Below are 26802 nucleotides of genomic sequence, written 5' to 3'. Positions count from 1 at the left end.
CGACATCGCAATGGTTACTATTTAGCCAAGTCAGGGCGAGAGCCTATCAGTAAATTAAACGCCACTTGTGAGGTAGATTGTGAATGCTCAACAATTCCTAGTAACACTCCCGGGCAAAAGCTCGATGGATACGTTCATCAAAGCGATGTTATTGCTGCTGGTGGTGTACTTCTGCTACCAGATATTACAGCCATTTTTATTGCCCATAGTGTGGGGGGCCATTATTGCCATCGCCCTGATGCCGCTGGTCAAAGGGTTGATGAAGCGGTTTTCACTCTCCCAGGGGAAGGGGAGTATGTTGGTTACCCTTGTGGCACTTGCGGCCTTGCTCGTACCAACAGTCTGGTTTTCCGGCGCGGTTTTCAGTACCACCCAGGAAGTGGCAACGTCGGTTACAGAAGGCACCTTGGTGATCCCTCACCCTGAGGCATCGGTAGCGGAGATCCCGGTTGTCGGTGAGCCGCTGCACAAGGCCTGGAGCCTATCTGCGACTAACCTGGAAAGTGCACTGGAAACGTATGCTCCACAGGTTAAAGCGTTTGTTTCTAGTGGCTTATCTGCAGTAGGCAGCCTAGGTGGCAGTGTTGTTCAGTTCATTATTTCAATTTTGATTTCCGGTGTGGTGATGAGCAATGCCGGACGCTGTAAAGCCATGGCCAACAAAGTTGTCTCACGTCTACTGGGTGATAAAGGTGAAGAGTATGTCGGTCTTTCTATCGCTACTGTGCGTAGCGTGGTGCAGGGTGTCATCGGTGTTGCAGTTATCCAGGCGGTATTGGCTGGATTGGGTATGGGCATTGCAGGCGTACCGGCAACAGGCTTGTGGATGTTAGCGGTTCTGATTCTGGCGATTATCCAGCTGCCACCAATCTTGGTACTGGGTCCGGTAATGGCTTACTTGTTCGCAGTAGAAACAACAACGGTTGCGGTACTGTTTACTGTATGGGGTATTCTGGTGAGTGCGAGTGATGCAGTACTGAAACCAATGTTGATGGGGCGCGGTGTAGATATTCCGATGTTGGTTATTTTGCTGGGTGCACTGGGCGGTATGATGATGTCAGGTATTATCGGGTTGTTCGTTGGTGCGGTGGTTCTGGGTCTAGGATACAAACTACTGATGACTTGGCTAGAGCAAGCTGACAGTACCGAACAAGAAGTTACCCAAGCGGCGCTGCCGGTAGTGGCAACCGCTTAAGTACCCAACCATTAACTGATAAACAAAAGGTCAATACCTCGGGTATTGACCTTTTTTGTTTGTCTATCTTTCTTCAAACAGCGAAGCACCTACTCTGATTCATCTTCATCCTTTGCTTCAGTATCGCAGCCCCATTCGCAAGGAAGCTCGATGAGAATGTCAGTCAGCTGCTTTGGCTGGAGCATTTGTTCGGGGGTGATGTTGAGTTGGTTGGCCATGGTTTGGTTGAACAGCTGCCAGTGGTTTAACAAACATTGCTCTTCGCTGGCGCCTTCCCAGGTTTCAAGCACAAAAGGCTTCATACTGGCAGCGCCATGGGCATACATCATCATTTGCCATTTCATTTCCCATACCTTGACGGGTGTGGTTGGAAAATCCTTGTTGCAGCACTCGACCACTTCGTTCACCAGCATTTCAAGCTCGCCATTGCTATCGAAGAAGTAATCCATCAGCACGTCCCCTTGCCTGACCCCATCAGCAATCAGCTGGATAGGCATCGGGTGGGCAAGTTGTTGGGCCAGCAACATGGTGACAAAGCGATAGAGAATAACATTGCTCGGCAGTTCGGAAGGGATCGCTTCCAGCAGCTTGTACATGTAACTCAAGAAATAGACATGCAGGTTGTCGCTGATACTGTGCCAGATCTTCTCTTTGCTGCCGAAATGGTGACGGATCAAACTGTGTGATACCCCAGCGCGCTCACTGATATTCCTCAGTGATACCCTTTCGTACCCCAATTCGCAGAACATTTCTGCGGCGGTTTTGATGATCAGCAGCTTGGTTTCTTCGGCGGCCTGTGCGCTGCGACGGCCCTGTTTTCTCTCGGTCATCGTTCTATCTGTTTCATAGCCCACGCCATTTTTACCAAAAAAACGCGGGGGCGTCATCTGTGTGGTCACAAAATACTTTTATTGTCCACCTGTAAAATATACTTGATCTCCACCAAGATCAACTTATACTGCACAGGTGTGTAATATAAATAATTAGAGAGAAACGCCTGTGAAAGGAACATCCATTTCGTTCACCCCGTTTGTCAGGGTGGCAACAATAGTGTTGCTGGGAAGCATCCTAGCCGGATGTAACCAAGCTAACTCAGAGATAACCCAGGAGGTCGTCAAGCCTGTGAAATTGCTGGAAATTCCAATGCCAACGAATCAGGCCAGCCATGCCTTTCCCGGAAAGCTAGAAGCGACACAGCGCGCCCAGCTGTCTTTCCAGGTGCCTGGTGAAATTGAAAAATTGACAGTCAGGGTTGGCCAGCGCGTCGAGCAAGGTCAGGTATTGGCCGTGCTGGATGATCAGGACTACCGCTTGGCTTTCGATGCCAAATTGGCAGAGTTTGAATTGGCGCAGAGTCAGTTCCAGCGTGCCAAACAGTTATATGGCAAAAAGTTGATCAGTACCGATCAGTTTGACCAGCGAGAGACGGCCTACAAGGCAGCCGCCGCTAACTTGGAGCAGGCTAAGACAGACGTTGAGCATACTTTGATAAAAGCCCCTTTCAACGGTGTCGTTTCTCTGAAATTTGTTAACCAGAACCAGTTCGTGGGTGCCAACCAGCCAGTGATGAACATCCAGAATGTGGATGAGATGGATGTGAGCTTTAACCTACCGGTGCCTTTTGTAAAACAAAGTAGCCTATCGGCGATCCGCCAGACAGCGGTGTGGGTTGAGATGGATAACAACCCCGCCCAGCAGATCCTGGCAGAGTTCAAAGAGCTATCGACCAAGCCCGATGCCGATACCAATAGCTATACCGCCAAGGTGACCCTTTCCCGCCCGGAAGCGATGAACTTGCTCTCCGGTATGGTTGGCCAGGTGCACTTTGCCAAGCCAGAGTTGGCGACCGCCTTGCGTTTACCTGAGGGGGCTTGGGTCGAGAAACAAAATGGCCTAGGCACATTGTGGCAGTTTGACCCTGCAACCGGTGTTGTCGATGCCTTGCAAGTCGCGCTCAACGATGAGGGCGAAGTAATATCAGGTTTGGCTCCGGGGATCATGGTGGTGATAGCCGGTGCGACTGATTTGTTACCGGGCCAACAAGTACGTGCCTGGGAACGTGAGGGTGGTATCTAAGATGTTGAAGAAGATGTCTTTCGCCGTCCTTTCCATGATGGTATTGGCCGGTTGTCAGGAGCCGCCGCAACAACAAATGACTGCTCCGCTAGCGGTATCATCCCTGACCGTTGATCAGCCGGTTACCAGTCAGTACCGCACCTTCAAGGGGCAGGTGGAAGCTGCCGAAAATACCCCGTTGGCGTTTCGTGTCGAAGGTGAGCTGCGGCGCGTATTGGTCAAATCTGGCCAGCAGGTCAAGAAAGGTGATCTCCTTGCTGAGCTGGATGCGGACAAGTTCGAGCAGCAGCACAATGACGCTCACGTGCAGTACCAACTGGCAACCAAGCAGCTGAAGCGTGGCCGCGAGTTGTTTGAGCGCAAGATGATTTCCAAGGCTGAGCTCGATGAGCTATCAGCTAATCACAAGTTGGCAAAAGTGAACTTCAATTCGGCAGAGCGTCGCTTGGGTTATACCCGCTTGGTAGCGCCGTTCAATGGTGTGGTCGCGGATGTACCGAAAGAGTCGTTCGAAGCGGTATCGCCGGGCGAAGCGGTCGTCAACCTGTACCAGGACGACTTGCTGTATATCAATATCGCAGTGTCCGATAACGTGCTGGCAATGTTGAATCCGCAGCAGGCGAACCGTGGTTATCAGCCGATGGCTCGTTTTGGCACGGAGCCTGAAACTTACCCGGTGAACTACCTCGAGCACACCAGTGAGCTAGAGCCTCAGAGTCAAACCTACCGTATGTGGTTTGAAATGCCGCAGCGCGATCCGGCTATATTGCCGGGAACCAGTGTGTCCCTGCGTGTCGATATGGCCGAGGCGGGCCTGAGTACCCTGCAAGGTTACCAGTTGCCAATGACAGCCCTTGAGGCAGGGCGTGAAGCGGGCCAGTTCTTTGTCTGGAAGCTCGACGGCAATCAGGTTCAAAAAGTGGAAGTTGGGATTGGTCAGCTGAATAACCACGGTGCCATCGTGAGCAGCGGTGTCAGCGAGGGTGAGCAGTTGGTGACATCCAGCCTGCGTAAATTGCGCGAGGGGATGGAAGTTAACCTGCTTTCCAAATCAACAGCAGAGGCGCAAGCCCAGTGAAATTTGACATGCCTACCATACGCCAATCCCTTATTCGTTGGGTGATTTGGTTTGTGATCACATTAGCCGGACTCGCTTTTTTTACCGAGCTGGGTCAGCTAATGGCTGGGAAGCTGATTGAACAAGGCATGCAGTATTTAGAGTTATCAATTCAGACCAAGCCCGTTGTAACAACAGCGATCGGGCTTGGTGGAGAAGATTGGGGATTGACTATGGCAGTAGCCACCATGGGAGCAGTACAGTGAATATTGCTGAGTATTCAATAAAAAATAAAGTCATTAGCTGGCTGTTCTTGATTATTTTGGCGGTTGGGGGCGTCACCTCGTTCCTTGATTTGGGCAGGCTGGAAGACCCGGCCTTCACCATCAAAGATGCCATGATTGTTGCCACCTATCCGGGCGCAACCACCACTGAAGTAGAAGAAGAGCTGACTTACCCGCTGGAGAAAGCGGTGCGTCAGTTGCCGTATATCGACAAAGTGACCTCGACATCGTCGGCTGGGATGACCCAGATCATGGTCAGTATGGAGATGATCTACGGGCCGGACGAGCTGCCGCAGATCTGGGATGAAATGCGCCGCAAGGTCAATGACTTGCGCCCGGCACTGCCATCCGGTGTCGGGTCGCTGCAGATCATCGATGATTTCGGTGATGTGTATGGTGTGATGATCATGCTGACCGGCGAGGGCTATTCCTATATCGAGCTCAAGCAGTATGCCGATTACCTGATCCGCGAATTGGAGTTGGTTGATGGTGTCGGCAAGGTGAGCCTGGCCGGCGATCAGCAAGAGCAGATCTTCGTCGAGATTTCCGTTGAGCGCATGGCGGCACTCAACCTGGACATGAACACGGTAGTTGGCTTGCTGAACCAGCAAAACAGCGTGACGGCCTCGGGCGAGATGATGATTAATGGCCAGAACCTGATCATTCGCCCTAACGGTGAAATGAACAGTGTCGAGTCTTTGGAAAACTTGGTTATCCATGGCCGCGATACCGGTAATCTGATCCGATTGAAAGATGTTGCAACCATCTCCCGCGGTGTGCAGGAAAAACCTGGTAATATAGTAACTTACAATGGTCAACCAGCGATTAACCTAGGTCTTTCTTTTGCCTCTGGCGTCAACGTCGTAGAAGTGGGCAAACAGCTTGATGCCCGTTTGGCTGAGCTGGAAAACATCAAGCCAGCTGGCGTTGAGTTGAACTACTTCTACAACCAGGCACAGGAAGTGGACAAGTCGGTACAGGACTTTGTGGTTAGCCTGGGTCAGGCGGTCGCGATTGTTATTGTGGTATTGCTGTTTGCTATGGGACTGCGCAGTGGTGTGATCATCGGTTTGGTACTGCTGCTGACGGTATTCGGTACCTTTATCATGATGAAGCTCAATGATGTTGAGCTGCACCGTATTTCCCTTGGCGCCCTGATCATTGCACTAGGCATGCTGGTGGATAATGCCATCGTGGTGGTCGAAGGGATTTTGGTGGGCTTGAAGAAAGGCCGTACCAAGGTACAGGCGGCGGCAGATATTGCCAAGCAGACCCAATGGCCGCTGCTCGGCGCAACGGTGATTGCCATCACGGCGTTTGCCCCGATAGGTTTGTCGTCGGATGCCACCGGTGAATTCATGGGCTCGTTGTTCTGGGTGCTGTGTTACTCCTTGTTCCTAAGCTGGATCACCGCGCTGACGCTGACGCCTTTCTTGGCCGATCTGCTGCTTAAAGAGGAAGATAAAAACCAGCAGGATGATGAAGACCCATACAAAGGGGCATTGTTTACCATCTTTGGCGCGCTGCTGAAATTTGCTCTGCGTTTCCGCTGGCTGACCATGGTCAGCATGCTTGCCTTGCTGGTGAGTGCGGTTATCGCCTTTGGTCAGGTGAAGCAGTCGTTCTTCCCGCCGTCGAATACACCGATGTTCTACGTGGATATGTGGATGCCGGAAGGTACGGATATCCGCGAGACTATGCTTCAGACTGAGCAGGTTGAGCAGTACATCCGCAGCCAGGATGATGTCGATTTCGTCACAACCTCTGTAGGGCAGGGTATGCAGCGTTTTATGCTGACTTACCAGCCAGAAAAAAGCTACGAGTCTTATGCCCAGCTGCAGGTACGTACTACCAGTCGCGACAACATGTTTGACTTGCTGCACAAGTTGGATGCAGGGCTGCCAGCCAAATTTGATCAGCCGACGTTCCAGTTCAAGCTGATGGAATTTGGCCCGTCACCGGCATCGAAGATCGAGGCACGTATTATCGGCCCTGATCCACAGACGCTGCGTGATATTGCGCTGCGGGTTGAAGATGTCTTGCTGCAAGACCCGGGTGCTCGTAACGTTCGTCACGACTGGCGTGAGCGTACCAAGGAGCTCGTGCCGCAGTTCAACGAGACCAAGGCGCGCCGTCTGGGTATTTCGAAAGAAGATCTGTCCAATACCCTACAGATGGCCTACGGCGGTAATACTATTGGCTTGCTGCGTGACGGTACCCATATGCTGCCGATCATCACCCGCTTGCCGGAGTCCGAGCGTGTTGATTACAACACTTTGCAGAACCTCCAGCTTTGGAGCCCGGTTCAGCAGGCTTACGTGCCGATTGAGCAGGTGATTGATGGCGTTGATCTGGGCTGGTCTGAGCCGCTTATCCAGCGCCGTGACCGAAAGCGTACCCTGACGGTACTGGCAGACCACGATGTGCTGGGTGATGAAACGGCAGCGACCCTGTTTAACCGTGTCCGCCCGCAGGTTGAAGCTCTGCCGTTACCTGTTGGTTACAGCATTGAATGGGGTGGTGAGTACGAGTCATCGAAAGATGCGCAGGAAGCCATGATGGGCTCGATGCCGATGGGTTACCTGTTCATGTTCGTGATCACCATCTTCCTGTTCAACTCAGTGAAGAAGCCGTTGGTGATTTGGGCCACGGTGCCGCTGTCGATTATCGGTGTGGCATTTGGTCTGTTGGCTACCAACATTCCATTTAGTTTCACGGCCTTGCTTGGCCTGTTGAGCCTGAGCGGGATGATTTTGAAAAACGGTATCGTATTGCTAGATCAAATCAACATAGAGCTGGAATCTGGCAAGCAACCTTATGATGCGATTGTTGACAGTGCTATCAGCCGTGTTCGCCCGGTGAGTATGGCGGCACTGACCACGATTCTGGGGATGATCCCGCTGGTGTTCGATGCCTTCTTCAACTCGTTGGCAATCACCATTATGGCGGGACTGGGCTTTGCCACGGTACTGACACTGATAGTCGTACCTGTGCTGTTTGCCCTGTTCTACAACGTCAAGCAGCCAGCTAAAGCTTAACTAATCAGTCGCTGAGAAAGTAAAAACCCGTTGTGTATTATGCACAACGGGTTTTTTTCATTGTTTGCTTTAGGGACAACTTAACGCCTGAAGAACAGCTGACTGAACGGGTTGAGCAAAGTCGCCAGCCCTGAAGTGAAGTGCAGGGGCGCGTTTAACAAGGTAAGGCATAAGCAATCCTGTCCTTCACGGGTTCTTGGTAGATGCGTATGTTCATCAGTCTGCACGATGAAATCACCTGGTTTGTAGGTACCGCTTTCATCGTAGAACTCACCGGCCAACACCAAGGTAATTTCCTGCCCCTGATGAGTATGTTCAGGCAGTGAGCTGTCCGAATCCATGTAAATGAAATTCATCTTGCTGTCACCACTGACCTCGACCTGTGCGCGTTTGATGTTACCCGGCAAGCGAGACCAAGGACCGATTTTGTCGTTGTGGCGTTGCAGCACTGATGGAAGCGGGTAGGTTTTATCTTCCATCGTCAACTCGCAGTCAGTTACCTCTTCAATAATAGTTTCGGCCGGCTCATGAGCCATAATTTCGAGCATCATTGCACTGAGTGACGGTGTTAGTGTTGCGGATTCACTACTTTCTAGAATACGTGCCTGTTTGGCCTCGATAGCCGCAATTTTCTGCCGACAGTGGGGACAAAACTCAAGATGAGCACTGATCAAAATGCTTGACGCAGAATCAAGCTCACCATTGGCGTAGCGGCTAAGGAGGTCATGATTAGGATGGAAGTGAATATTAGCCATCTAGGGCCTCCTTCATTTTTTGTAGGGCAAGGCGTAATCGACTTTTGACGGTGCCGAGCGGAACGTCGAGTGCATCGGCAACATCTTGATGGGATGCACCTTGCATACAAACCATACGGACGATTTCAGCTTGAGCAGGAGGCAAATTATTTATCGCTGCTTCGAGCTCTTTGCTCACGATTGAGTGAAATTCTGTAGGCAATTTATCTGCATCTTGCTCTTCGTGCAGAATGGGCCATAAATCATCTCCTTGCACCCAGTCCTGCTGGTGCTTGGACTTCCTTAGCAAATCGAATTTTACATTCCTTGCTACAGAATATATCCAAGTTAAAGCGGCGCCTTTGGTTTCGTCGTACAGGTGGGCTTTGAGCCATATTTTGAGCATGGTTTCCTGAACAATTTCCATTGCCATGGATTCGTCACGCAATTGCTTGCGGGAAAAATTAAGCAATTTCGGTGCAACAAACGTGAAAAGTTTTTCGTAACTATGACGACAGCGGGAAAGGGCAATATTGTTGAGTAGCAGAGCTACATCGATAACCGGTGCTTCTTCGTTGATCATAGGCCCCTTGCTGATCCCGGAGTGCATTACTACATGTGTTTTCATGTTAACCCTATCTGCAAGCTTAAGTCCGTTTGCAATAAACGCCAAAATTATTTGATGCGATCACTTTGGCGGATAATTTTTTTCAGATATCTGAGACATAGCTTTGAGGTTGGGTATTTGAGCAGGCGTTGTTTTTTGTCCAGCGATATCGGCAAGATTTCCAGCCATCGCCAACATATCCAATTAGTATTGAAGTGATTCGCTGTTGATGGAGCCGCAGAACCAAACCACTTGTTGGGGTATTCATTTGTACACTGCATCAGGCGCAGGACAAGTAAATCGTCTGCCGGAAGGTAGCTGTCTTGCCATAGTGGATAAACTTGGCCTTCTAGTTGCTGATGGAGTGTGCCGGTGGATGTGACCTTTCCCCAATGCTGGATAGTCAGCTTAAGCTGAATTTGGCTTCCGCTGAGCCAGTCGACATCTTCAATGGCGGCAAACATCACTATGTCGCCGCTTTTACTCGCAACTTTGCCGAGATCATCCTGCATTACTAACCATAAGCCGCCAGCTCGCAGGCCGTCAGTAACGACATGGGTGAAGACATATCCTGCTCCATTGATGTTACCGATTCCCATCGGCATGAAGTGGTCTCGGCATGCCAAATAAGGTAAGCGTTTAAATTCGTTACTGATTAGCGACACTATGTATCCTCCCTTTTTGATTAGTTACGTGGTTAATTCCGGTTTGGATGAATGTTTTATTTCTGTTGGGAAGGATAAATCTCAAAATTGAGATTTTTTTTGTGAAGTGATTTTTTTTTGATCGGATGAAAGTAAGGCAAGCGTATCTAACGCCACAGACAGTCATGAAGGAATGCTCTGATGAAAGCCAAGTCACTAACCCTTGCCATTATTTCTGCACTAGCACTTGCTGGTTGTCCACTTACTGACGACGATGACGACAACACAAAAACAACGTCCAAGTTGCGCGTCACTCATGCAAGTAGCGATGCCCCTCTTGTTGCTATCAATTTAAATGGTGAAACTGTTGAAGGCCTTGAGATGGTCGACTATCAAGTTGCCAGTGGTCTACTAACTATTGATAGTGGCACCTATGAAGTTGCTGTGGAAGCTTTGCTAACAGGGGAAGATACCCTTGAAGTGATTAACGAAAATCTCGATTTTGCGCCTGACATGCAGTACGACGTGTTTGCTTTGGGACAGACGGCGAACATTGCCCCTGTTGTGCTTAGTCGTGAGGATGTTGCTCCTGAAGGAGGTGATGTACGCTTGGATGTACTGCACGCCCACCCGGACGTGCCGCCAGTCGATATTTACCTTACTACCGATGAAGAAATTACTGATGCCGCCCCGGCAGTGTCCGGACTGGGATTCGCCATCGACAGTGACATTTTGCCTGTGACTATCGATTCAGGTACCTACCGTATTCGTGTCACCGTAGCAGGTTCGAAAGATGTTGCTTTTGACAGTGGCGAACTGGATTTGGCCGGTGGTAGTGACCTGATGGTCACTGCGGTACCAAATGTCGATGGTGGGGCGGTATCACCGGTCAATTTGCTAGTGGCAGACGGTGAAGGCGTGGCCGTGCTTCGCAATACTGGCGAGAAAGCCACTGTTCGGGTCGTCCATGCCGTGGGGGATGCGCCTGCGGTTGATGTACTTGCCTCTGATGCGCCTGTTGATGGGCTGACAGGCATCGAATTCAAAGAATTCCGCAGCTTAGATGTCGATGCAGGTAGTTATGATCTGAAAGTCGCCGCCTCTTCAGACAATTCCCTGGTTGTTATCGACGCACCGGGAGTGGAGTTTGCCGCAGGCAGTGAAACCAGTATCTATGCTATGGGGACATTGGGCGATGTCACCAACGAGACCATTGAGCCGGTAGTGATCGAAGAAGATCTTCGCTCGGTTGCCACCTATGCCAAAGTGCGTGTTGTCCATGCCAATACAGTGGCCGGTACCGTCGATGTCCATGCTGCTACCGATGGAATGTTCAGCGAGTCAACCGTGGTACTTGAAGGGGTAGAGTTTACCCAGTCAGCGGTACTCAATGTTCCTGCTGGGACCTACATGCTAGCGGTAACCGCGACAGGCGATTTGAACCCGTTGATCACCGGTGAAGCCACTGTTGAAGATGGCGGGGTCTATACAGTCGTCGCCCTGGAAGACCTGACATTAGGCATTAACGTCGATAGTGATAATTCTGCTGATGCAGGTGATGCAGGTGATGTCGCTATGGAAACCGAACCTGAGGCAGAAACCGAGTCATAGCGATGATATGTAAAATTTGAAAAAGCCATCCTCGGGATGGCTTTTTTGTTAGGCCGTACAGAGTTGTTGTTCTTATTAACTAGCGGTAGAGGCGACAGTCAGTTGCTTTTTTTTCATGATGCTATCCGCAATTAGCAGCATGGCAACGGGCACCAACAGACCAACGGCCTGGTTCATTACACCCATGTTGGCGGCGAACCAGTCCATTTTGGCAAGCACAAACTGGAGCATAAAACCTGCACCGGCGGTGACCACCACAGTCAGGTAGGCGTGCATTTTAGTGACCTTGCCGACAAACAGTGCCCACAGTGTTGGCATAACCATTGGCCCAACAAACAGGCTGGTGATGCTGACTATCAGCTTTTCGGCACCGCCCAAGTATGGAATGGAAATACTGATCCCGATAACCAGCATCCCCAGCATGATGGTTACGATGCGGCCGACCTTCATCATTTGCTCATCATTGGCTTGCGGGTTGATGCGCTTGCCGTAGAACTCGGTGGTGAGGGCGCCGGAGAACACGTTGAGCTCAGACGAGGCCATACTTGCCGTTGCAGCTAGCATTGAAGATACCACCAGACCCAGCATGCCTACAGGCAGAACGGCCTGCGCCGACAAGATGTAAGCCTGTTCTGGATTAGCATCCGGATTAATGGTGCTGTAGATGATCGGTGGCAGCATCCACAGTACCGGCGTGATGATGTACAGTGCGCCGAACAAGTAAGAAGCTTTGCGGGCATCTCTTGGCGATTCGACACACAGGTGACGCTGGACGAATGCCCACTCACCACCGACCTTGAACACATGTACCAAGATCCAGCCGAAGATGAATATCTGGGTGTAGCTGCTGTTGAAGAACGACAGGTGGCCTTCTGGCAGGTTAGCGATGATGTTTTCGGTACCACCACCTAGGCTGTAAATCATAGGCAAGATCAGGCAGACCGATAGCATCAACACCAAAAACTGGGTGAAATCGGTCAGCAATACAGCCCACAGGCCGCCAAGGAAGGTATAGAGGATGATCACCGTACCGACGATGATGATCAGCCAGTTGACGCTGAAGAAGCCATTGTCATCGGCAAAGAAGTTGTCCGGCGAGACGGGGATCAGCGAGCTCACAATCACAGCCACCGAATACAGGGCGACCGACACCCCGATGATGCGGGTGACAATGCCCAGCCAAGTGTACATGTGCAGCACGCCTTGGCCGTATTTCTGACCGACAAATTCAGCCGCCGAGGTGGCACCGGATTCTTTCCATTTACCGGCAAAGAAATACCCGGCAATCAGGGCGGCGACACCCATACTCATACACACGGTGATGGCAACCACACCAAGGCGATAGGCCACACCGCCCCAGACCACGAAGGTACCAGCAGAGAACATGGTCATATAAGCCGAGATGCCGGACATCCACCAAGGGGATTTCCCCCCGGCAGAAAACATTTCGGCGCTGTTGGTCATCCGCTTGGACGACCAGTAGCCGATCCCGACCATACCGGCCAGGAAGGCTATGAGGACTATTACGTCTAAGATGCTCATCGTTTCATTCCTATATCGTTATTAGAATACTTTAACTTCGAAGATTCGGGCACAAGGATCGCCATGGCTTTCGAGGAATTTGTTAAAGTTGCCAAGCGTCGCTGTGTGCGCTGGCTCATGTTTCGGTATAATGCAAACAGCATTGACGTTCATGCGCTGAATAGTAGGCTGGACGTCGTTAAGCAAGCATTCTTTGAGGCATACAACTGAGGCTCGAGATCAACATTTGGGCTGAAGTGGTGGAGTAGTAAATGGCAGCGACATTAAAAGATATTGCCAAGGTGGCAGGTGTTTCGGCAGTAACGGTGTCGTATGTACTGAATAATAAAAACCGGGTGAGTGAAGCGACCAAAGCCAAGGTGATGGAAGCGGCGAAAACGCTCAACTATGTGCCTAACCGTGCCGCAAAAATGCTGGCCAGCAAGTCAACCAAACACATTTGTTTGGTCATCTCCGGCCCTGACTATGAGTACCTGACCAACCCGTATATCTATAAATTGGTCAACGGTATTGGCTCGTCATTGAATCAGCATGGTTATGAGCTGACGTTGCGAATGGCCAAGGCAGACAATGAGTTGGCGTTTATCCTGGGCGAGCTGAATTCCAATCTCTATGACGGCGTGTTGATCTGGGGTACTCGCATGCCAGATGATCAGTTTCTTTCATTGTTCGATCACCGTGTACCAATTGTTTCGATTGCGCGGGACTTGCAGGATGAAGCCGTCAATGCCGTACTGGTGGAGCACTACCAGTCAGCCTACAGAATGACCCAATACCTGATCGATAGCGGCTATCGCAAAATCATGTTCCTTGGTAAGTTGGATGTGATTAAAGCGGCGCGGGATCGCTTTGAGGGTTACCGTCAGGCACTGCTTGATAATGGTATCGAGTATGATGAAAGCTGGGCTTACAAGGCGGATTACTATCAAGAAGATGCCTACCAAATCGTGTCAGATATGGAAGAGATTCGTTTTGATGCGGTATTTGCTGCATCGGATCTAATGGCTATTGGCGCGATGAAAGCTTTGCTAGAAAAAGGGTTGTCGATTCCAAAGGATATCGCCGTTGCTGGTTTTGATAACATTCCCAACAGCGATATGTTGCCGGTTGGGTTGACCACGGTTGATACACCGATATTCCAGCTAGGCTCCCAAGCGGCGACCATGCTGGTCAACCTGATAGAAGAGCTGGATACCGAGCGTAGGATTGAGCTCGGCACTGAACTCATGATCCGCCAGTCAGCATAACTAATCAGATCAAAAAGGGCAGTTAGAAGGTAATGTCGTAACGGACTTTACTGCCAGTATTATCGCTGCTGCCTATCATTTCATCGTAGGGGGTTACCATTTCAAACACCGCGTGGTGGATCCCCAACTTGCTCAGTTTCTTTTTCGCTTCTTGCAGTGATGGGCAAGTTACAGAATGATGTTCTTCGTCCTTCAAGTGGTAAAAATTCCCCCTTTCGTCCTCTCCGCCAATTAAATAGCAGGTTGAATCTGCAGTGTTGAGGATGGTTGGCGTGAACTGTCCCCGTTTCATCAATGAAAGTAACGCTTCCTGGGTCATATCTACACTCCTGTTCAAGAACAAGCAGACTGCGTATTTCTTGTGATAAACGCCAAAAGGCGAGCAAGCGATCAACTTGCTTAATGATAATGTACACAGCAACTGTGAACCTTGGATGTCAGAATCTGCTCTGGTGCATATTTGCACAGTGATAGTGAAGAGGTGGGATAAATCAATGCTAATTTACTGATTTACAAGGTCACAGAACTGGCATCACTTTTTCATAAAAACAATATAAATTGTGATTAAGATCGATATTCAACACAAGGAGATGGATATGCAGCGTAAAATCAGGAATGTGATGTGTGCTCTTGTCGTGTCAGGTGTTGGGGCTTTCATCATTTCGGCGCCAGTATTTGCGGAGATAACACCAGAACAGCTTAAACGGTTGCAACTGACGGCTGGATTGGGTGACAGCCAGTCACAACTTGCTTTGGCCGAGGCCTATGCATTGGGATACGGAGGGTTGGTTGTCAGCGAGGAAGCAGCGTTAAAATGGCTGACCCAAGCCGCGCATCAGGGTAATGCCATGGCCCAGTATAATCTGGGTGATATGTATTACTTTGGTTTTGGTGTCGAGAAAAATGTAATGGCGGCGTTTGAGTGGTACCTAGCGGCAACGGCAAAAAGGCACCCCCATGCGCATTATATGATTGCCCTATTGCAGGCCAAAGGAGAGCTAGGCCAAGTCGACGAGTCGCAAATTCGTTATTGGCTCAACGAAGGAGCCTCTTACGGTGACCCTAGCGCTTCATATGTATTGAACCATGTGGGTGTTGATAAGCTCAGCCAATTTTAGCCTGACGTTTTAGCGCACCACGTATGCGGCGGTGAATTGCTTCACTGCCGACTCGATAGTTGCCTGCTGAATCTCTGGGCTGGGTGCTGGCATATGGGCCATGATTTGCGGCCAGAAAATCGTTGCTTTGAGGCTGGCGATAAATTGTTCCGAGGCTATCTCTGGATGGGCAACCTCAAGCTTGCCTGCTGCAATGCCGTCTTGGATCCATTGGCTTAAGCCATGGCAGCCATCAAGGGGTTGAAACTTCTCGACCATTAAAGCGGCTAACTCTTTCGAGCGGATACATTCGCTCATGACCACCCGGGCAACCGCCATGAAACAAGGGCTGCAAAGTAGCTCCACTTCTTTTTGGGCGATGTGAGTCAGCTGATCTTGGATACTGAGATCTGGATTGAACGGAATCGAGCTGATCACTGTTACGTTGGAAACCAGCCGCTCGACAATCACCTCGAACAAGCTTTCTTTGGTTGGGTAGTACTTGTAAAGCGTCCGCTTGGAGACTTCGGCTTTCTTCGAAATCGCTTCCATACTGGCCTGATCTAGCCCTTTATCTGAAAAAATGTCCAGAGCGGCACAGATAATATTTTCCTGTTTTATTTCAGCGACTTTACCCATAAAAATTATCCAAATGCGTGATGAGGTAGAATCAAAAAGTAAACGGCAGTGTTTACTTTTTAAATTTAATGGCTATGATTGGAAGTATACACCATCGTTTACTTTTGAGGCTAGCGACAAATGAAAACTACACTAAAAGCATCTCTGGTTGCAGTAATGGGTGCCCTTGGCCTGGTGGCCTACAACAGTGGTAATGCTGCAGATACAGATGGCAGTTATGTGCGCAGTCAGGAAATTCGTGAAGCACGAATTGCCAGCTCGCCTCAGTTCAAAGATGGTAAGGCCATTACCAACATGCCAAGTGTCCAAAGTGAAGAGGGTATGTTGACTGTGATGTGGAAGTTTTTCACACAGCGCGATCAGTACAAGCCCCAGCAACGTTTGCAGTTCCAAGCGGTAGATACACCACAGCTGGAAACCCCTAGCGAGGCGTTGCGTGTGACTTGGCTTGGCCACTCATCGTTATTCTTGGAGGCCGACGGCGTACGTATGCTGGTGGACCCGGTATTCGATTATGCGTCACCATCGGCGTTTGCCAGAATGTTCTCGCGTAATGTCGATGCACCGGTTAGCCGTGAAGACCTGCCGCTGCCGGACGTGATCCTGATTTCCCACGACCACTATGATCATTTGGAAGAGGCAACAGCTCGTTTCTATGCTGATAAGAACGTACGGTTCTTTGTCCCGCTGGGAGTAGGCCGCCACTTGGAAAAGTGGGGCGTGAAGCCGGGTAATATCGAAGAGTTTGACTGGTGGGAAAGTGTCGCTGTGGGTACTGTCAGAATTACTTCGGCACCAGCCAACCATAATTCAGGCCGCGGCCTGTTTGATAGCAATACCACGCTGTGGTCATCATGGGCGATCCAGGCTGAAGCGGGTAGCGTGTTCTACAGTGGTGATTCGGCCTACGGTGAACACTTCAAGCAAATCGGCGAGCGTTTGGGCCCGTTTGATATGACCTTTATCGAGGTAGCGGCGAATGTAAAAGACGGCAAGGGTTATCCGGTAGAAGGCTGGGGCCATATGCAGGCCGCCCATACCATGCAGGCGCATCTGGATGTGGGAGGTGACAAGCTGGTCCCGGTCCATTGGTCGACGTATGAATTGTTCCTGCACAAATGGGATGAACCGGTTAATGATTTGATTGCCGAGGCTGATATTCACGGTGTGGAATTGGTGACACCTTTGGTTGGCCAGAGCTTGGACATGTCTCAGCCGTTTCAGACCACGTATTGGTGGCAGGGCAGTGAGCAGTGGCAGGAGGCTTCGGAGATGACCCAGCTGGCTTACCGGACTGAATGATCGTTCGTAATAATCGCCCTGTCCTAGGTTAAAGACAGGGCGGTGTAATACATCGCTTGCTAGGATTCTTTTTTTACCTGTTCCTGTGTGCTCCCTCCTTCGGTATCTGGCAGGCTTTCCTCCCCGTCGTTAGCGTGATCATCCATTTCGGTATCGGTTTTTATTGGTGCTGTACGCGTCACGGTGATCTTGTCGGCGCGGTTGCCATCGACTTGGGTCACTTCAAAGTGCCAGCCATCCCAATCCACGCTGTCACCTACAGAAGGCAGTCCGCTCAGACTCCACATCAGCATGCCACTCAAGGTATGGTAGCCGTGCTGGGTTTCATCGGGCAGGGCATCGAGTTCTAGTAAGTCCTTCATCACCAAAATCGGGATCAGGCCATCCATCGACCAACTGCCATCTTCATTTTCGACTGACCAGATATCCTCTGGTGCTCGGGTTTTGAACTCACCGGCCAAGGCTTCGAGAATATCTTTGGGCGTCACGATCCCCTGAACGTCACCGTATTCATCGACCACAAACACCATCACATCCCCCGAATGGCGGAAGTGCTCCAGCAACTGGTTGCCTGTCCAGTTTTCGGGGATGAAAACTGGCGGCAGCAAGTAATGCTCCATCGGGCTGCGCGGCCTGGCGATGTGGTACTGCAACAACTGTTTAGTGGTGATGACCCCTTTGGGGTTATCCATGCTGCCTTGGATCACCGGGAAGTGCTGGTGGCTGGATGCGACCAAGTAATTGAGGTTGCTTTCGTTGGGCTTGTCGAGATCTAGCACCACGATTTCACTTCGCGGTGTCATCAGTGAGGTTACCTTGCGATCGTCAAAATGAAAAACATTCTTGACCATGGCATGTTCTTGCTTCTCGATGACACCACTTTGCGAGCCTTCGGCCAGCACCGCCTTGATATCCTCTTCGGTCAGGGTATCACCTTGGTTGTCTGCGCTGTGTTTTCCGAGCAGCCGTAAGGTCAGCTCTGTGGATGTTGCCAGCAAGAACACAAACGGCCTGGAAAGGCTCGCCAATACTGTCAGCGGGCGAGCCATCAAACGGGCTATGCCTTCTGGGTTGAGTTGGGCGAGGCGCTTGGGAACCAGTTCACCAACCACAATGGAAAGGTAGGTAATACCGACAACGACGATTGTTGTTGCCGCCACGGAGCTGGTTTTTGCGGCAAGACCGAGCTGCTGCAGGTAGTCAGCCAACGGCCCTGCGAGGGCGGCCTCACCGAAAACCCCGTTGAGGATGCCGATGGCGGTAATACCAATCTGTACCGTCGAGAGAAAACGGGTGGGCTCTTCGCCTAATTTAATGGCGCTGGCTGCGCCTTTGTCGCCAGTGCCTGCCAGTTTTTGCAGGCGGCTTTTTCGTGCCGTGACCAGTGCGATTTCAGACATGGCAAAGACGCCATTGAGTAAAATAAGACCGGACAGAATAAGCACGTCCATGAGGTTCTCCTTCATGTTTGAGGCTCCTGCCTCTAAGCATATGTGTTGTTTTAAAAAAAAGGGGGGAAGTGGTTAACAGGATTGAAAATAGCGAGTCAGCGGCGGGATGAACATGGAGAAATATTGATGGACAGAATGAAAGGTTTTGCTGGAAGAAAAAAGCCTGCGTTACCTTTCTGAAACGGGAAAGGGATGCAGGCCAAAGGACTAAAAACTCAGATCAGGTTAAAGCGTCACCCCGTTTTTCCAGATTGCCAGTTCACGGACCAGGTTCCGTTCGTTGCATGTTTGCTCGCCATTGATAATGCTCACCAATTTTTCGATGAGGGCATCGCGTAATTGACTCATGCTGGTATCGGTCGAGACCAGCTGACCAGCATCAAAGTCAATCCAGTGCGGTTTTCGCTGGGCCAGTTCGCTGTTGGTGGCAATTTTCATCGTCGGCACAAAGCCGCCATATGGCGTCCCGCGGCCGGTGGTAAACAACACCACATGGCAACCGGCGGCAGCCAGTGCGCTGGTGGCAATGGCGTCATTGCCCGGTGCGTTGAGCAAGTTCAGCCCCGGTGTCGTGAGACGCTCGGCATAGTCGATCACATCAACTACCCGGCTGGTACCTGCTTTCTGGGTGCAGCCGAGCGATTTGTCCTCAAGGGTGGTGATCCCGCCGGCCTTGTTGCCCGGTGACGGGTTTTCGTAGACCGGCAGATCGTGGCGCAGGTAGTAGTCCTTGAAGTTGTTGACCATGGTGACGATTTGGCTGAAGACCTGCTCATCTTTCGCGCGGCCCATCAGCAAGGTTTCTGCGCCGAACATCTCCGGCACTTCGGTCAGCACGGTGGTGCTGCCCTGCGGGATCAAATAGTCCGACAGCTGACCGAGCAACGGGTTGGCGGTGATGCCTGACAGGCCGTCACTGCCTCCGCACTCCAGGCCGAGCTTGACCTCGGCCAGGCGACCCGGTGTACGTTGGTCGTGGCGCATGACTTGGTATAGCTCGCCGAGGATCTCGCTACCCGCCTCGATTTCGTCTTCGACCTGCTGGCTGACCAAAAAGCGAATGCGGTGTTCATCAAACTCCCCCAGCCCCTCTATGAACTGATCGACCTGGTTGTTTTCGCAGCCCAGGCCGACGATCAACACGCCGCCGGCATTGGGGTGCTTGGCCATGCTCTGCAGCAGGCGTTTGGTCGTGGTATGGTCATCGCCGAGCTGCGAGCAGCCGAACTGGTGCGGGAAAACAAACACACCGTCGATATCCGAGGTATCCTGCTCGGCCATAAAGCGGTTGACCATCTGCTGGGCCATGCCGTTGACACAGCCTACCGTCGGGATCACCCATAGCTCGTTGCGGATACCGATCTCGCCGTTGGCGCGGCGGTATATTGCAACTTCGACATCGGGCTCCGCCGCCTTCTCATCGACACTGACCGGCTGGTAATGGTAACCCGTCTTGTCGTTGAGGTTGGTTTTGGCATTGTGGCTGTGAACCCAGCCGCCGCGGGCCACCGCCTGGGTGGCATGGCCGAACGGTTCGCCGTATTTGATCAGCTTGTCGTTGAGGGCGATATCGGTGATCGCCATTTTGTGGCCCTTGGCAATATCCTCACCGACGATAACGGTTTCACCGCTGTCCAGGGGGAGGGATTGCCCTTCAGCCAGCGGCTCAAGGGCAATGATCACATTGTCTGCTGGGTGAATTTGAATCCAAGACTTCATTATGCCTCCAGAGCCTTCTTCACGACGTTGCGCATGCCCTGCTGCACCATTTCGCTCAGGTGCTCGGTCACGGTGGTGATCAGTGTCTCGTGCTTGGTCAGATCGGTGCCCCAGTGGACTTCGCTGCCCAGCACGCTCTCGGCCAGCTGGCGCGTGGTGATCTTGCCGGCCTCCACGCCCTGCCAAAGTTCGGCAAAGCTGTCTAGCCAGTGCTGGTCATCGCTCAGGGCAATGGTTTCATCGCCACGGCGGCCGCAGTAGAACAGCAGCTGTGCCGCCAGCGAGAGCGCCATCAGCTCAGGGCACTTGCCTCCGTTAGCCAGGTGCGCTTCCAGCTGCGGCAGCAGACGAGTGCGGAACTTGGTCATGCTGTTGAGCGAGATGGAGATCAGCTGGTGCTTGATATACGGGTTCTGGAAGCGTTGGATAACACTCGCGGCAAAGGCCTCCAGTTCGTCCTGTGGCAGATCGAGGACCGGGATCACCTCGTCGGCAAGCAGGCGGCGGACGAAGGCGTTGATATCCGCATCTTCCATAGCCTCGCCGACCGTATCGATACCGCACAGGTAAGCCACCGGCACCATGGCCGTGTGGGCACCGTTGAGGATTGCCACCTTGCGTTCTTTGTACGGCTTGATGTCGTCCACGATCTTGATGTTCAGGCTAGCCTGCGACAGGCGCAGCGCTTCCGCCAGTTTTTGCGGGCCCTGGATCACGAACAGGTAAAAGTACTCAGCCGTAACCATGAACTGATCCTGGTAGCCGACTTTCTCCTGCAGCGCCGCATGTTCATCGCGCGGGTGGCCGGTGACGATGCGGTCTACCAGGGTCGAGCAGAATGTATTGGCGTTTTCCAGCCATTGAGAGAACGCTTCCTCCAGCTGCCACTGGGCAGCGTAGGCCAATACGTACTCTTTGAGTTTGTCGCCGTTGTAGTCGATCAGCTCGCAGGGAATGATAAACAGGCCTTTGTCCTCGGCCCCGGCAAAATGGCGGAAACGGGCGTACAGCCACTGGGTCAGTTTGGCCGGGAAGCTGCTTGCCGGTGCATCGTCCAACTTGTCTGCGGCGTTGAAGCTGATCCCCGCCTCGGTGGTGTTGGAGAACACGAACTGCAGATCAGGATTGTCCGCCAGTGCCATATAGCGGTCGAAATCCTGGTAGATGGCAATTTCTTCGTTGACCGAGCGGATGAGGCGCGTTTGCTCCACAGCCTCACCCTGCTCGTTGATCCCGCGGATCACCGTGGTATACAGGCCATCCTGCTCATTGAGCAGCGGCGGGAAGTCGGTATCGATAGGGCGGACGATGGCAATGCCAGCGCCCAGATCGGTCTGCTCGTTGAGCAGATCAAGCTGCCAGTCGACGAAGGCGCGCATGAAATTGCCTTCACCGAACTGCAGGACTTTGGTTGGGAACGTCGGGCCTTGGAAATCCGTACGGTTTAGTGTCGCCATTATACGCGATCCTCTTGGTTGGAAAGGTTCAAGTTGAAGTACTGGTTGGCATTGTTGAAGCAGATATCTTCAACCATCTTTGTCAGCAGGGCCATGTCATGTGGCGCCTCGCCATCGGCAACCCATTGGCCGATGAGGCGGCACAGCAGGCGGCGGAAGTATTCGTGGCGGGTGTAGGACAGGAAGCTGCGGCTGTCGGTCAGCATGCCGACAAAGCGGCTCAGCAGACCGAGCTGGGACAACTGCTCCATCTGGCGCAGCATGCCGTCTTTCTGGTCGTTGAACCACCAGCCGGAGCCGAACTGGATCTTGCCGGCAATGCCCCCGCCCTGGAAGTTGCCGCACATCGTCGCCAGTACCTCGTTGTCGCGCGGGTTCAGGCAGTACAGGATGGTTTTCGGCAGCGCGTCATCGCGATCCAGGGCGTTGAGCAGTTTCGCCAGCGGCGCAGCGACCAGGCCATCGTTGATCGAGTCGAAGCCGGTGTCAGGGCCCAGCAGGTTCAGCATGCGTACGTTGTTGTTGCGCAGTGCACCGATATGGTACTGCTGCACCCAGCCGCGGCGTGCATACTCTCGGCCGAGGTAAATGAGTACGGCGGTTTTGACCTGCGCCGCTTCTTTGTCACTGACCTGCTGGCCCCCCAGGCGCTTGGCAAGGATGGCATTGAGTTCCTGCTCGGTGGCGTCTTCATAGACCACCGTGTCCAAGGCATGGTCGGAAATGGTGCAGCCGTGGGCGGCGAAGTAGTCCAGACGCTGGAACAGGGCATCGCAGAGCTGCTGGAAGGTGGTGATTTCGATGTCGGTCAGCTCGCCGAGCTTGGCCAGGTATGCGGCATAATCGTCGGCATGGACGTTGAACGCCTTGTCCGGACGCCAGCTTGGCAGCATCTTGACATCGAAATCCTGGTCGTCGGCGACGGTTTTATGGGCAACTAGGTCATCGATGGGATCGTCGGTGGTGCCGACCATTTTGACGTTCATTTTCTGCATGATGCTTCGTGCCGAGAATTCCGGCGTTGCTAGCATTTCATTGCACTGGTGCCAAATGGTATCCGCCGTCTCACCGTTCAGCACGGTGCCGGTGATGCCAAACGGGCGACGAAGCTCCAGGTGTGTCCAGTGGAACAGCGGGTTACCGATGGTTTGCGGTACGGTATTGGCCCAGGCGATGAATTTATCATAGTCGCTCGCCTCGCCGGTGCACAAACGCTCATCCACACCGTTGGTCCGCATCGCACGCCACTTGTAGTGGTCGCCGCGCAACCAGATATCGGTCAGGTTGGCAAAACGCACATCGTCAGCAACCTGGTGCGGTGGCAGGTGGCAGTGGTAGTCGATGATCGGCTGATGCGCCGCGACCGTGTGGTACAGCTCTCTGGCAATGTCGGTTGTCAGCAAAAAATCGTCGTTCAAAAATTGTGACATGGTTTCACCTAGTGTCTCAGTTATGTTCTGGTTAATTCATCAAGTGTGGCTGAGCGCCATTTGGCTCAGCCGCTATGTGCCTGGTTGCGTTTGGCGCGTCAAATAAATATGACCGCATCCGCAAAATAGCAGGCTGTAATTGTTTCTCATCAAGTGCTTCTATACTTTTATGGGCACTTTTGACCCCTTTTGTTGCGGAGTGATCCTTGCGTACCCGTATCCCCCTCCGTCTGCTGGAGCTCAATTCCCCGATGATGTGGCAGTGGCCTCATATCGAGGAGATTGTTGCCTTGATGCAGCGCCAGCATTTCAACGGTTTGATTTTCCACCAGGAAAACCTCTGGTCATTGCTCGCCCATCCCTCAGCCCACTGCCGTTTCGAGCGCGAGAACCTGGAGCGGGGGCGCATTGACTCCCTGCTGTTCCTCAAGCGGGTGATCCGCTATTGCAAGCAGCACGGTATAGGCGTCTGGCTGCAAGGGGCAGCCAACCCCACTGACGGGCTGCTGTTGCAAAAACACCCTGAATACCCGCTCATCGATACTCAAGAGTCCGATGAGCTGTTCTGGACCCAATTTCTCTCCCAGGTGATGACGGAAATCTTCACCGAGCTGGCCGATATTCGCGGCATCATTGTCAACCTCGCCCCACCGGACGTGGACCGTGCCAGCCTGGACGCTTTACTCGGTGTCCTTAACCGGATCACCCGGAGCCACGGCAAGCGCTTGGTGGTGCGTGACTACATGGAAAGCAAATGGCAGCGCTGGCATTTCAACAACGCTATCAGCGCCATGCCGCCCGATGTCAGGGTATCGCTAAAGGCCACCCAGTCAGGCTACCGGCCTGGTCTGCCCAACAACCCGTCGATTGCCGAAATGCCCGGCCGCCTCAAATGGGTGGAGTACGACATGTGGGGCGTCGAGTTCGGTTGGACGCTTTTGCCTTGCTACCTGCTAGAGGAAATCCAAGGCCGGTTGTGCTGGGCCAATGCGGTCGGTGGCGATGAGCTCGAAGCCATCAGCTGCAAGCTGAGCTGGGAGTGGGTATCGAACAGCTCCCTCGTCAACTCCATCAACAGTGTCAACCTGCAGGGGCTGGCCATGTACGGTAACGAGCTCGAACTCTCGGAAAGGGATGCCTTCCATATCTGGCTCAGCGAGGTGCTGCAGCGGCCGGTGAAAGATGACGAGTCTCAGCGGCTGCAGGCACTGTTCAGCCAGTCCTTTGAGTGGATCCGCAAGACACCTTATATGCTTGGCCATCTGCTGCAGACCCACAGTCAAATTCCGGAGTCCTATGAGCAGGCGCTGCAGCTGCTTTTTTCCGAGCAGTACAACATGGATCCGCGCTATGTCGGCCAAAGCCTGTTCAGCAGCGATGATCCGCAAACCGGGCTCGAAGAGCTTCACTTGATCAAATTGGAAAAAGAGCGTGCCAAATTCTTGGCCCAACAGGTTCGCAACCAAGCCCATGAGCTGACCCAGTCCATAGCGATGCCCGACCAGTTTCGCGATCTGGTACTCAGGGTCTATGAGCGGGTTCCTTGGTATACCGAGATGTTCACCCGGGTTTGCCAAGGAGTCGCGGCAAGGTATTTTATCCAGCGTTACCACCGTCATCCGGAAGCGCACAGATTGCTTAATCACGAAATTGAGCAAATGCGCCAGCTCGCGGTAGATATCGACAACTGGTTGGACGAAGGGCGGCATCGCCACCCTCACTACCTCAGCCTGTTGTTTGATCCCCAGCGGCTGCTAGCGTTAGCCGAGGATCTGTCTCGAGTCGATGACTGAGACGGGTTATTTCACTGTTGCGATTGACCGCGGGCTAGCAGGCGGTCAATTGCGAAAGGTACTATTTTTCTTCTTGGGCCAGCTTGGCGTAGAAGTCGCGCAGGACAAAGAAGGCCGCTTTGCGGGTCTGCTTGTCAGAACCGATCAGGCCTTTGCAGTTATAGCCATGCTGATATGGGTTCTGGCGACGTTCGGCGCGGAAGTCGTACAGGATCCACGGGGTGAAGCCCTTGATGTAATCAAGGTTTGGCAGGAACTCTGTCTGCTGGCGGTAGACATTGGCCATGTACTCCTCGCTGAATGCGCCTTTTTTCGGTGCATTTGCGCCTAGCATGCCTTCGGCGCCGGTTTCGCTGATCACAACGGGCTTGGTCGGGGCTGAATTTTCGCCAAGTACAAGCAGATCATTGAAGTCTTCCTCGTACCAACCGTAGTACTCGTTGAGACCGATAATATCGAGGTGGTCGGCCAGGCGATCTTCAATCTTCATCTTGGCGTGGTTGACAAGGCAAGCGGCCGAAACCAAGCGCGTAGGATCGGTGCTTCTGGTTGCCTCTACGAGATCTGTCATGAACTCCAGACGCTCGTCGGTATCGGCGTTCTCGTTGCCGACAGACCAGATGATGGTCGAGGCGCGGTTGCGGCCACGCTTGATAAGCTCAAGCATCTGGTTCTTGCCGTCGCGGCGGGTTTGGTCACTATGGAAGGCAATTGACCAGTAAACCGGGATCTCCTCCCACAGCATGATGCCTACTTCGTCGGCAATTTGTGCGGCCAGCTCGTGGTGAGGGTAGTGGGCCAGGCGCATGTAGTTGCAGTTCAGCTCTTTCGCGTGTTCGAAACGGCGGCGGATATCGTATTCGTTGGTGATGCGGCCCAGCTTTTCGTCGTCTTCGTGGCAGTTGATGCCGCGGAGGTAGATGGACTTGCCGTTGAGTAAAATGGTGGTGCCGTCAACGCGGATTTCACGGAAGCCAACGCGATCGGTGACGACATCACCGTCATTGGCAGACACCTTGACGTTGTAGAGCTTCGGCGTCTCTGGGGACCACAGCTCAGGCGAGGCTGGAATATCGATTGACGCGAAACCACCTTCGACAGACAACGTCTGCTGGATACCTAACTCTTCGATGGTCAGCTCGACGCTTGCTGTCTCGCCGACCGTGGTGACTTCGGCGTGGATGGTGTTGTACTGACCGTTCGGTACCAGATAGATGAACAGATCTTTAATGTAGTTCTTCGGCGTGCGGACTAGCTCGATTTCGCGGTGGATGCCGCCGTAGTTGAACCAGTCGTTGTTGCGCATAGGGATACGGTCTTCGGTGCGCGCGTTGTTGACACAAATCATCACCAAGTTACGGCCGGTCTTCAGCCTGCCGGTAAAGTCGGCGAAGAACGGGGTGGAACCACCGTAGTGGTTACCGACATATTCATGGTTGAGGAAAATCTTACAGTCGTAGTTGGCAGCACCGATGCGCAGGAAGATGTTCTCGCCTTCTTGCTCTGGCTGGTAATCCAGCTCGCGGGTGTACCAAGCACTGCCTTCAAAGTAGAAGTATTTTTCACGTTCCATCTGCCAGCACGAAGGAACAGTCATCTCTTCGCCACTGTGGGGGTCGTAATCGTAAGGGTTGGTGCAGGTCTCGTGGTCAAACGGTTCGATTTGGAACCATTTTTGGCGCAAACCGGTATCGTGAAGATCCAGCGTGAAACGCCACTTTCCGCCCAGGCTTTCAGTTTTGCGGCCACCCATGAAGATCATGCCTTCATGATTGAGGTTCTGGAGGTTGTAAGGCTTGTCGTAGGCCTCGTTGTGCAAACATTCAACAGCGTTTTCTGCGATATCAGACTTTTCTAGCATCGTTGGACTTCACTTCAG

At 52.5% G+C, this 26802-nt stretch carries 22 protein-coding genes; 10 read left to right on the top strand and 12 right to left on the bottom strand.

Features of this window, described 5'->3' with window-relative positions; genetic code table 11:
• Window positions 1-124: 124 nt before the first annotated feature.
• Entirely contained in the window at window positions 125-1195 is a 1071-nt protein-coding gene (locus R2X38_RS12585) for an AI-2E family transporter (protein WP_411185185.1), read from the top strand.
• Window positions 1196-1284: 89 nt separating this feature from the next.
• On the opposite strand, the gene R2X38_RS12580 is transcribed toward R2X38_RS12585, so the two are convergent.
• Complete coding sequence (locus R2X38_RS12580) at window positions 1285-2025, bottom strand: helix-turn-helix domain-containing protein (protein ID WP_317522590.1); 741 nt, start codon at window positions 2023-2025, stop codon at window positions 1285-1287.
• 169 nt (window positions 2026-2194) lie between these two features.
• Between R2X38_RS12580 and R2X38_RS12575 the strand changes: the two genes are divergently transcribed.
• From R2X38_RS12575 to R2X38_RS12560, 4 genes are read left to right on the top strand one after another with little or no spacing between them, the layout of a single operon-like run.
• Entirely contained in the window at window positions 2195-3271 is a 1077-nt protein-coding gene (locus R2X38_RS12575) for an efflux RND transporter periplasmic adaptor subunit (RefSeq protein WP_317522589.1), read from the top strand.
• A gap of 4 nt (window positions 3272-3275) precedes the next feature.
• Window positions 3276-4349: an efflux RND transporter periplasmic adaptor subunit gene (locus R2X38_RS12570; RefSeq protein WP_317522802.1), complete on the top strand. Its 1074-nt coding sequence runs from the start codon at window positions 3276-3278 to the stop codon at window positions 4347-4349.
• A gap of 8 nt (window positions 4350-4357) precedes the next feature.
• Window positions 4358-4594, top strand: a complete 237-nt coding sequence (locus R2X38_RS12565; RefSeq protein WP_317522588.1) for a hypothetical protein — start codon at window positions 4358-4360, stop codon at window positions 4592-4594.
• Window positions 4591-7650, top strand: a complete 3060-nt coding sequence (locus tag R2X38_RS12560) for an efflux RND transporter permease subunit (protein ID WP_317522587.1) — start codon at window positions 4591-4593, stop codon at window positions 7648-7650. Before R2X38_RS12565 ends, R2X38_RS12560 begins: the two co-directional genes overlap by 4 nt.
• 80 nt (window positions 7651-7730) lie before the next feature.
• On the opposite strand, the gene R2X38_RS12555 is transcribed toward R2X38_RS12560, so the two are convergent.
• From R2X38_RS12555 to R2X38_RS12545, 3 genes are read right to left on the bottom strand one after another with little or no spacing between them, the layout of a single operon-like run.
• Window positions 7731-8405: a ChrR family anti-sigma-E factor gene (locus tag R2X38_RS12555; RefSeq protein WP_317522586.1), complete on the bottom strand. Its 675-nt coding sequence runs from the start codon at window positions 8403-8405 to the stop codon at window positions 7731-7733.
• Window positions 8398-9012 (bottom strand): sigma-70 family RNA polymerase sigma factor, encoded by a 615-nt coding sequence (locus R2X38_RS12550; protein ID WP_317522585.1) that lies wholly within the window; start codon window positions 9010-9012, stop codon window positions 8398-8400. The genes R2X38_RS12555 and R2X38_RS12550 overlap by 8 nt, the downstream gene beginning before the upstream one ends.
• A gap of 47 nt (window positions 9013-9059) precedes the next feature.
• Window positions 9060-9656: a hypothetical protein gene (locus tag R2X38_RS12545; protein WP_317522584.1), complete on the bottom strand. Its 597-nt coding sequence runs from the start codon at window positions 9654-9656 to the stop codon at window positions 9060-9062.
• Between the two features lie 180 nt (window positions 9657-9836).
• On the opposite strand from R2X38_RS12545, the gene R2X38_RS12540 reads away from it, so the two are divergent.
• Entirely contained in the window at window positions 9837-11246 is a 1410-nt protein-coding gene (locus R2X38_RS12540; RefSeq protein ID WP_317522583.1) for a DUF4397 domain-containing protein, read from the top strand.
• A gap of 75 nt (window positions 11247-11321) precedes the next feature.
• On the opposite strand, the gene R2X38_RS12535 is transcribed toward R2X38_RS12540, so the two are convergent.
• Window positions 11322-12788 carry a sodium:solute symporter family transporter gene (locus R2X38_RS12535; protein ID WP_317522582.1) on the bottom strand — a complete coding sequence of 489 codons (1467 nt, stop codon included), beginning with the start codon at window positions 12786-12788 and terminating at the stop codon, window positions 11322-11324.
• Window positions 12789-13039: 251 nt separating this feature from the next.
• Between R2X38_RS12535 and R2X38_RS12530 the strand changes: the two genes are divergently transcribed.
• A complete protein-coding gene (locus R2X38_RS12530) occupies window positions 13040-14035 on the top strand; it encodes a LacI family DNA-binding transcriptional regulator (protein ID WP_317522581.1) in 996 nt (331 codons plus the stop codon).
• 22 nt (window positions 14036-14057) lie between these two features.
• Here the strand turns inward: R2X38_RS12530 and R2X38_RS12525 are convergent, their stop codons facing one another.
• Window positions 14058-14354 (bottom strand): DUF6482 family protein, encoded by a 297-nt coding sequence (locus R2X38_RS12525; protein ID WP_317522580.1) that lies wholly within the window; start codon window positions 14352-14354, stop codon window positions 14058-14060.
• A gap of 277 nt (window positions 14355-14631) precedes the next feature.
• Between R2X38_RS12525 and R2X38_RS12520 the strand changes: the two genes are divergently transcribed.
• On the top strand, window positions 14632-15153 hold the full coding sequence (locus R2X38_RS12520) for a tetratricopeptide repeat protein (protein ID WP_317522579.1): 522 nt from the start codon (window positions 14632-14634) through the stop codon (window positions 15151-15153).
• Between the two features lie 9 nt (window positions 15154-15162).
• Here R2X38_RS12520 and R2X38_RS12515 read toward each other — a convergent pair whose 3' ends face one another.
• On the bottom strand, window positions 15163-15771 hold the full coding sequence (locus tag R2X38_RS12515) for a TetR/AcrR family transcriptional regulator (protein WP_317522578.1): 609 nt from the start codon (window positions 15769-15771) through the stop codon (window positions 15163-15165).
• Window positions 15772-15891: 120 nt separating this feature from the next.
• Here R2X38_RS12515 and R2X38_RS12510 point away from each other — a divergent pair, with 120 nt between their 5' ends.
• Entirely contained in the window at window positions 15892-17073 is a 1182-nt protein-coding gene (locus R2X38_RS12510; protein ID WP_317522577.1) for an MBL fold metallo-hydrolase, read from the top strand.
• 59 nt (window positions 17074-17132) lie between these two features.
• On the opposite strand, the gene R2X38_RS12505 is transcribed toward R2X38_RS12510, so the two are convergent.
• From R2X38_RS12505 to uxaC, 4 genes are all read right to left on the bottom strand, one after another.
• The gene (locus tag R2X38_RS12505) at window positions 17133-18539 is read right to left on the bottom strand and encodes a hemolysin family protein (protein WP_317522576.1); all 1407 of its coding nucleotides are present in this window, start codon (window positions 18537-18539) and stop codon (window positions 17133-17135) included.
• A gap of 210 nt (window positions 18540-18749) precedes the next feature.
• Window positions 18750-20243 carry an altronate dehydratase family protein gene (locus tag R2X38_RS12500; protein ID WP_317522575.1) on the bottom strand — a complete coding sequence of 498 codons (1494 nt, stop codon included), beginning with the start codon at window positions 20241-20243 and terminating at the stop codon, window positions 18750-18752.
• Window positions 20243-21700 (bottom strand): tagaturonate reductase, encoded by a 1458-nt coding sequence (locus R2X38_RS12495; RefSeq protein ID WP_317522574.1) that lies wholly within the window; start codon window positions 21698-21700, stop codon window positions 20243-20245. The genes R2X38_RS12500 and R2X38_RS12495 overlap by 1 nt, the downstream gene beginning before the upstream one ends.
• Complete coding sequence (gene uxaC, locus R2X38_RS12490) at window positions 21700-23130, bottom strand: glucuronate isomerase (protein WP_317522572.1); 1431 nt, start codon at window positions 23128-23130, stop codon at window positions 21700-21702. The genes R2X38_RS12495 and uxaC overlap by 1 nt, the downstream gene beginning before the upstream one ends.
• Window positions 23131-23336: 206 nt before the next feature.
• Here uxaC and R2X38_RS12485 point away from each other — a divergent pair, with 206 nt between their 5' ends.
• Window positions 23337-24923, top strand: a complete 1587-nt coding sequence (locus tag R2X38_RS12485; RefSeq protein ID WP_317522571.1) for a hypothetical protein — start codon at window positions 23337-23339, stop codon at window positions 24921-24923.
• Between the two features lie 61 nt (window positions 24924-24984).
• Here the strand turns inward: R2X38_RS12485 and R2X38_RS12480 are convergent, their stop codons facing one another.
• Entirely contained in the window at window positions 24985-26784 is a 1800-nt protein-coding gene (locus tag R2X38_RS12480; RefSeq protein WP_317522570.1) for a glycoside hydrolase family 2 protein, read from the bottom strand.
• Window positions 26785-26802: the final 18 nt, after the last annotated feature.

It is taken from the genome of Photobacterium rosenbergii, from assembly GCF_033022775.1.
Taxonomy (GTDB): Bacteria; Pseudomonadota; Gammaproteobacteria; order Enterobacterales; family Vibrionaceae; genus Photobacterium; species Photobacterium rosenbergii_A.
The sequence above is the reverse complement of the archived record's forward strand: the minus strand, read 5'-3'. Positions and strand labels throughout refer to the sequence as shown.

Excerpts from the sequence above, each read along its gene's own strand:
- R2X38_RS12540 (WP_317522583.1), top strand. The coding sequence starts at position 9,837 with ATGAAAGCCAAGTCACTAACCCTTGCCATTATTTCTGCACTAGCACTT.
- R2X38_RS12510 (WP_317522577.1), top strand. The coding sequence starts at position 15,892 with ATGAAAACTACACTAAAAGCATCTCTGGTTGCAGTAATGGGTGCCCTT.
- R2X38_RS12500 (WP_317522575.1), bottom strand. The coding sequence starts at position 20,243 with ATGAAGTCTTGGATTCAAATTCACCCAGCAGACAATGTGATCATTGCC.
- R2X38_RS12525 (WP_317522580.1), bottom strand. The coding sequence starts at position 14,354 with ATGACCCAGGAAGCGTTACTTTCATTGATGAAACGGGGACAGTTCACG.
- R2X38_RS12505 (WP_317522576.1), bottom strand. The coding sequence starts at position 18,539 with ATGAAGGAGAACCTCATGGACGTGCTTATTCTGTCCGGTCTTATTTTA.
- uxaC (WP_317522572.1), bottom strand. The coding sequence starts at position 23,130 with ATGTCACAATTTTTGAACGACGATTTTTTGCTGACAACCGACATTGCC.
- R2X38_RS12530 (WP_317522581.1), top strand. The coding sequence starts at position 13,040 with ATGGCAGCGACATTAAAAGATATTGCCAAGGTGGCAGGTGTTTCGGCA.
- R2X38_RS12565 (WP_317522588.1), top strand. The coding sequence starts at position 4,358 with ATGCCTACCATACGCCAATCCCTTATTCGTTGGGTGATTTGGTTTGTG.
- R2X38_RS12580 (WP_317522590.1), bottom strand. The coding sequence starts at position 2,025 with ATGACCGAGAGAAAACAGGGCCGTCGCAGCGCACAGGCCGCCGAAGAA.
- R2X38_RS12480 (WP_317522570.1), bottom strand. The coding sequence starts at position 26,784 with ATGCTAGAAAAGTCTGATATCGCAGAAAACGCTGTTGAATGTTTGCAC.
- R2X38_RS12515 (WP_317522578.1), bottom strand. The coding sequence starts at position 15,771 with ATGGGTAAAGTCGCTGAAATAAAACAGGAAAATATTATCTGTGCCGCT.
- R2X38_RS12535 (WP_317522582.1), bottom strand. The coding sequence starts at position 12,788 with ATGAGCATCTTAGACGTAATAGTCCTCATAGCCTTCCTGGCCGGTATG.
- R2X38_RS12585 (WP_411185185.1), top strand. The coding sequence starts at position 125 with ATGGATACGTTCATCAAAGCGATGTTATTGCTGCTGGTGGTGTACTTC.
- R2X38_RS12495 (WP_317522574.1), bottom strand. The coding sequence starts at position 21,700 with ATGGCGACACTAAACCGTACGGATTTCCAAGGCCCGACGTTCCCAACC.
- R2X38_RS12555 (WP_317522586.1), bottom strand. The coding sequence starts at position 8,405 with ATGGCTAATATTCACTTCCATCCTAATCATGACCTCCTTAGCCGCTAC.
- R2X38_RS12520 (WP_317522579.1), top strand. The coding sequence starts at position 14,632 with ATGCAGCGTAAAATCAGGAATGTGATGTGTGCTCTTGTCGTGTCAGGT.
- R2X38_RS12550 (WP_317522585.1), bottom strand. The coding sequence starts at position 9,012 with ATGAAAACACATGTAGTAATGCACTCCGGGATCAGCAAGGGGCCTATG.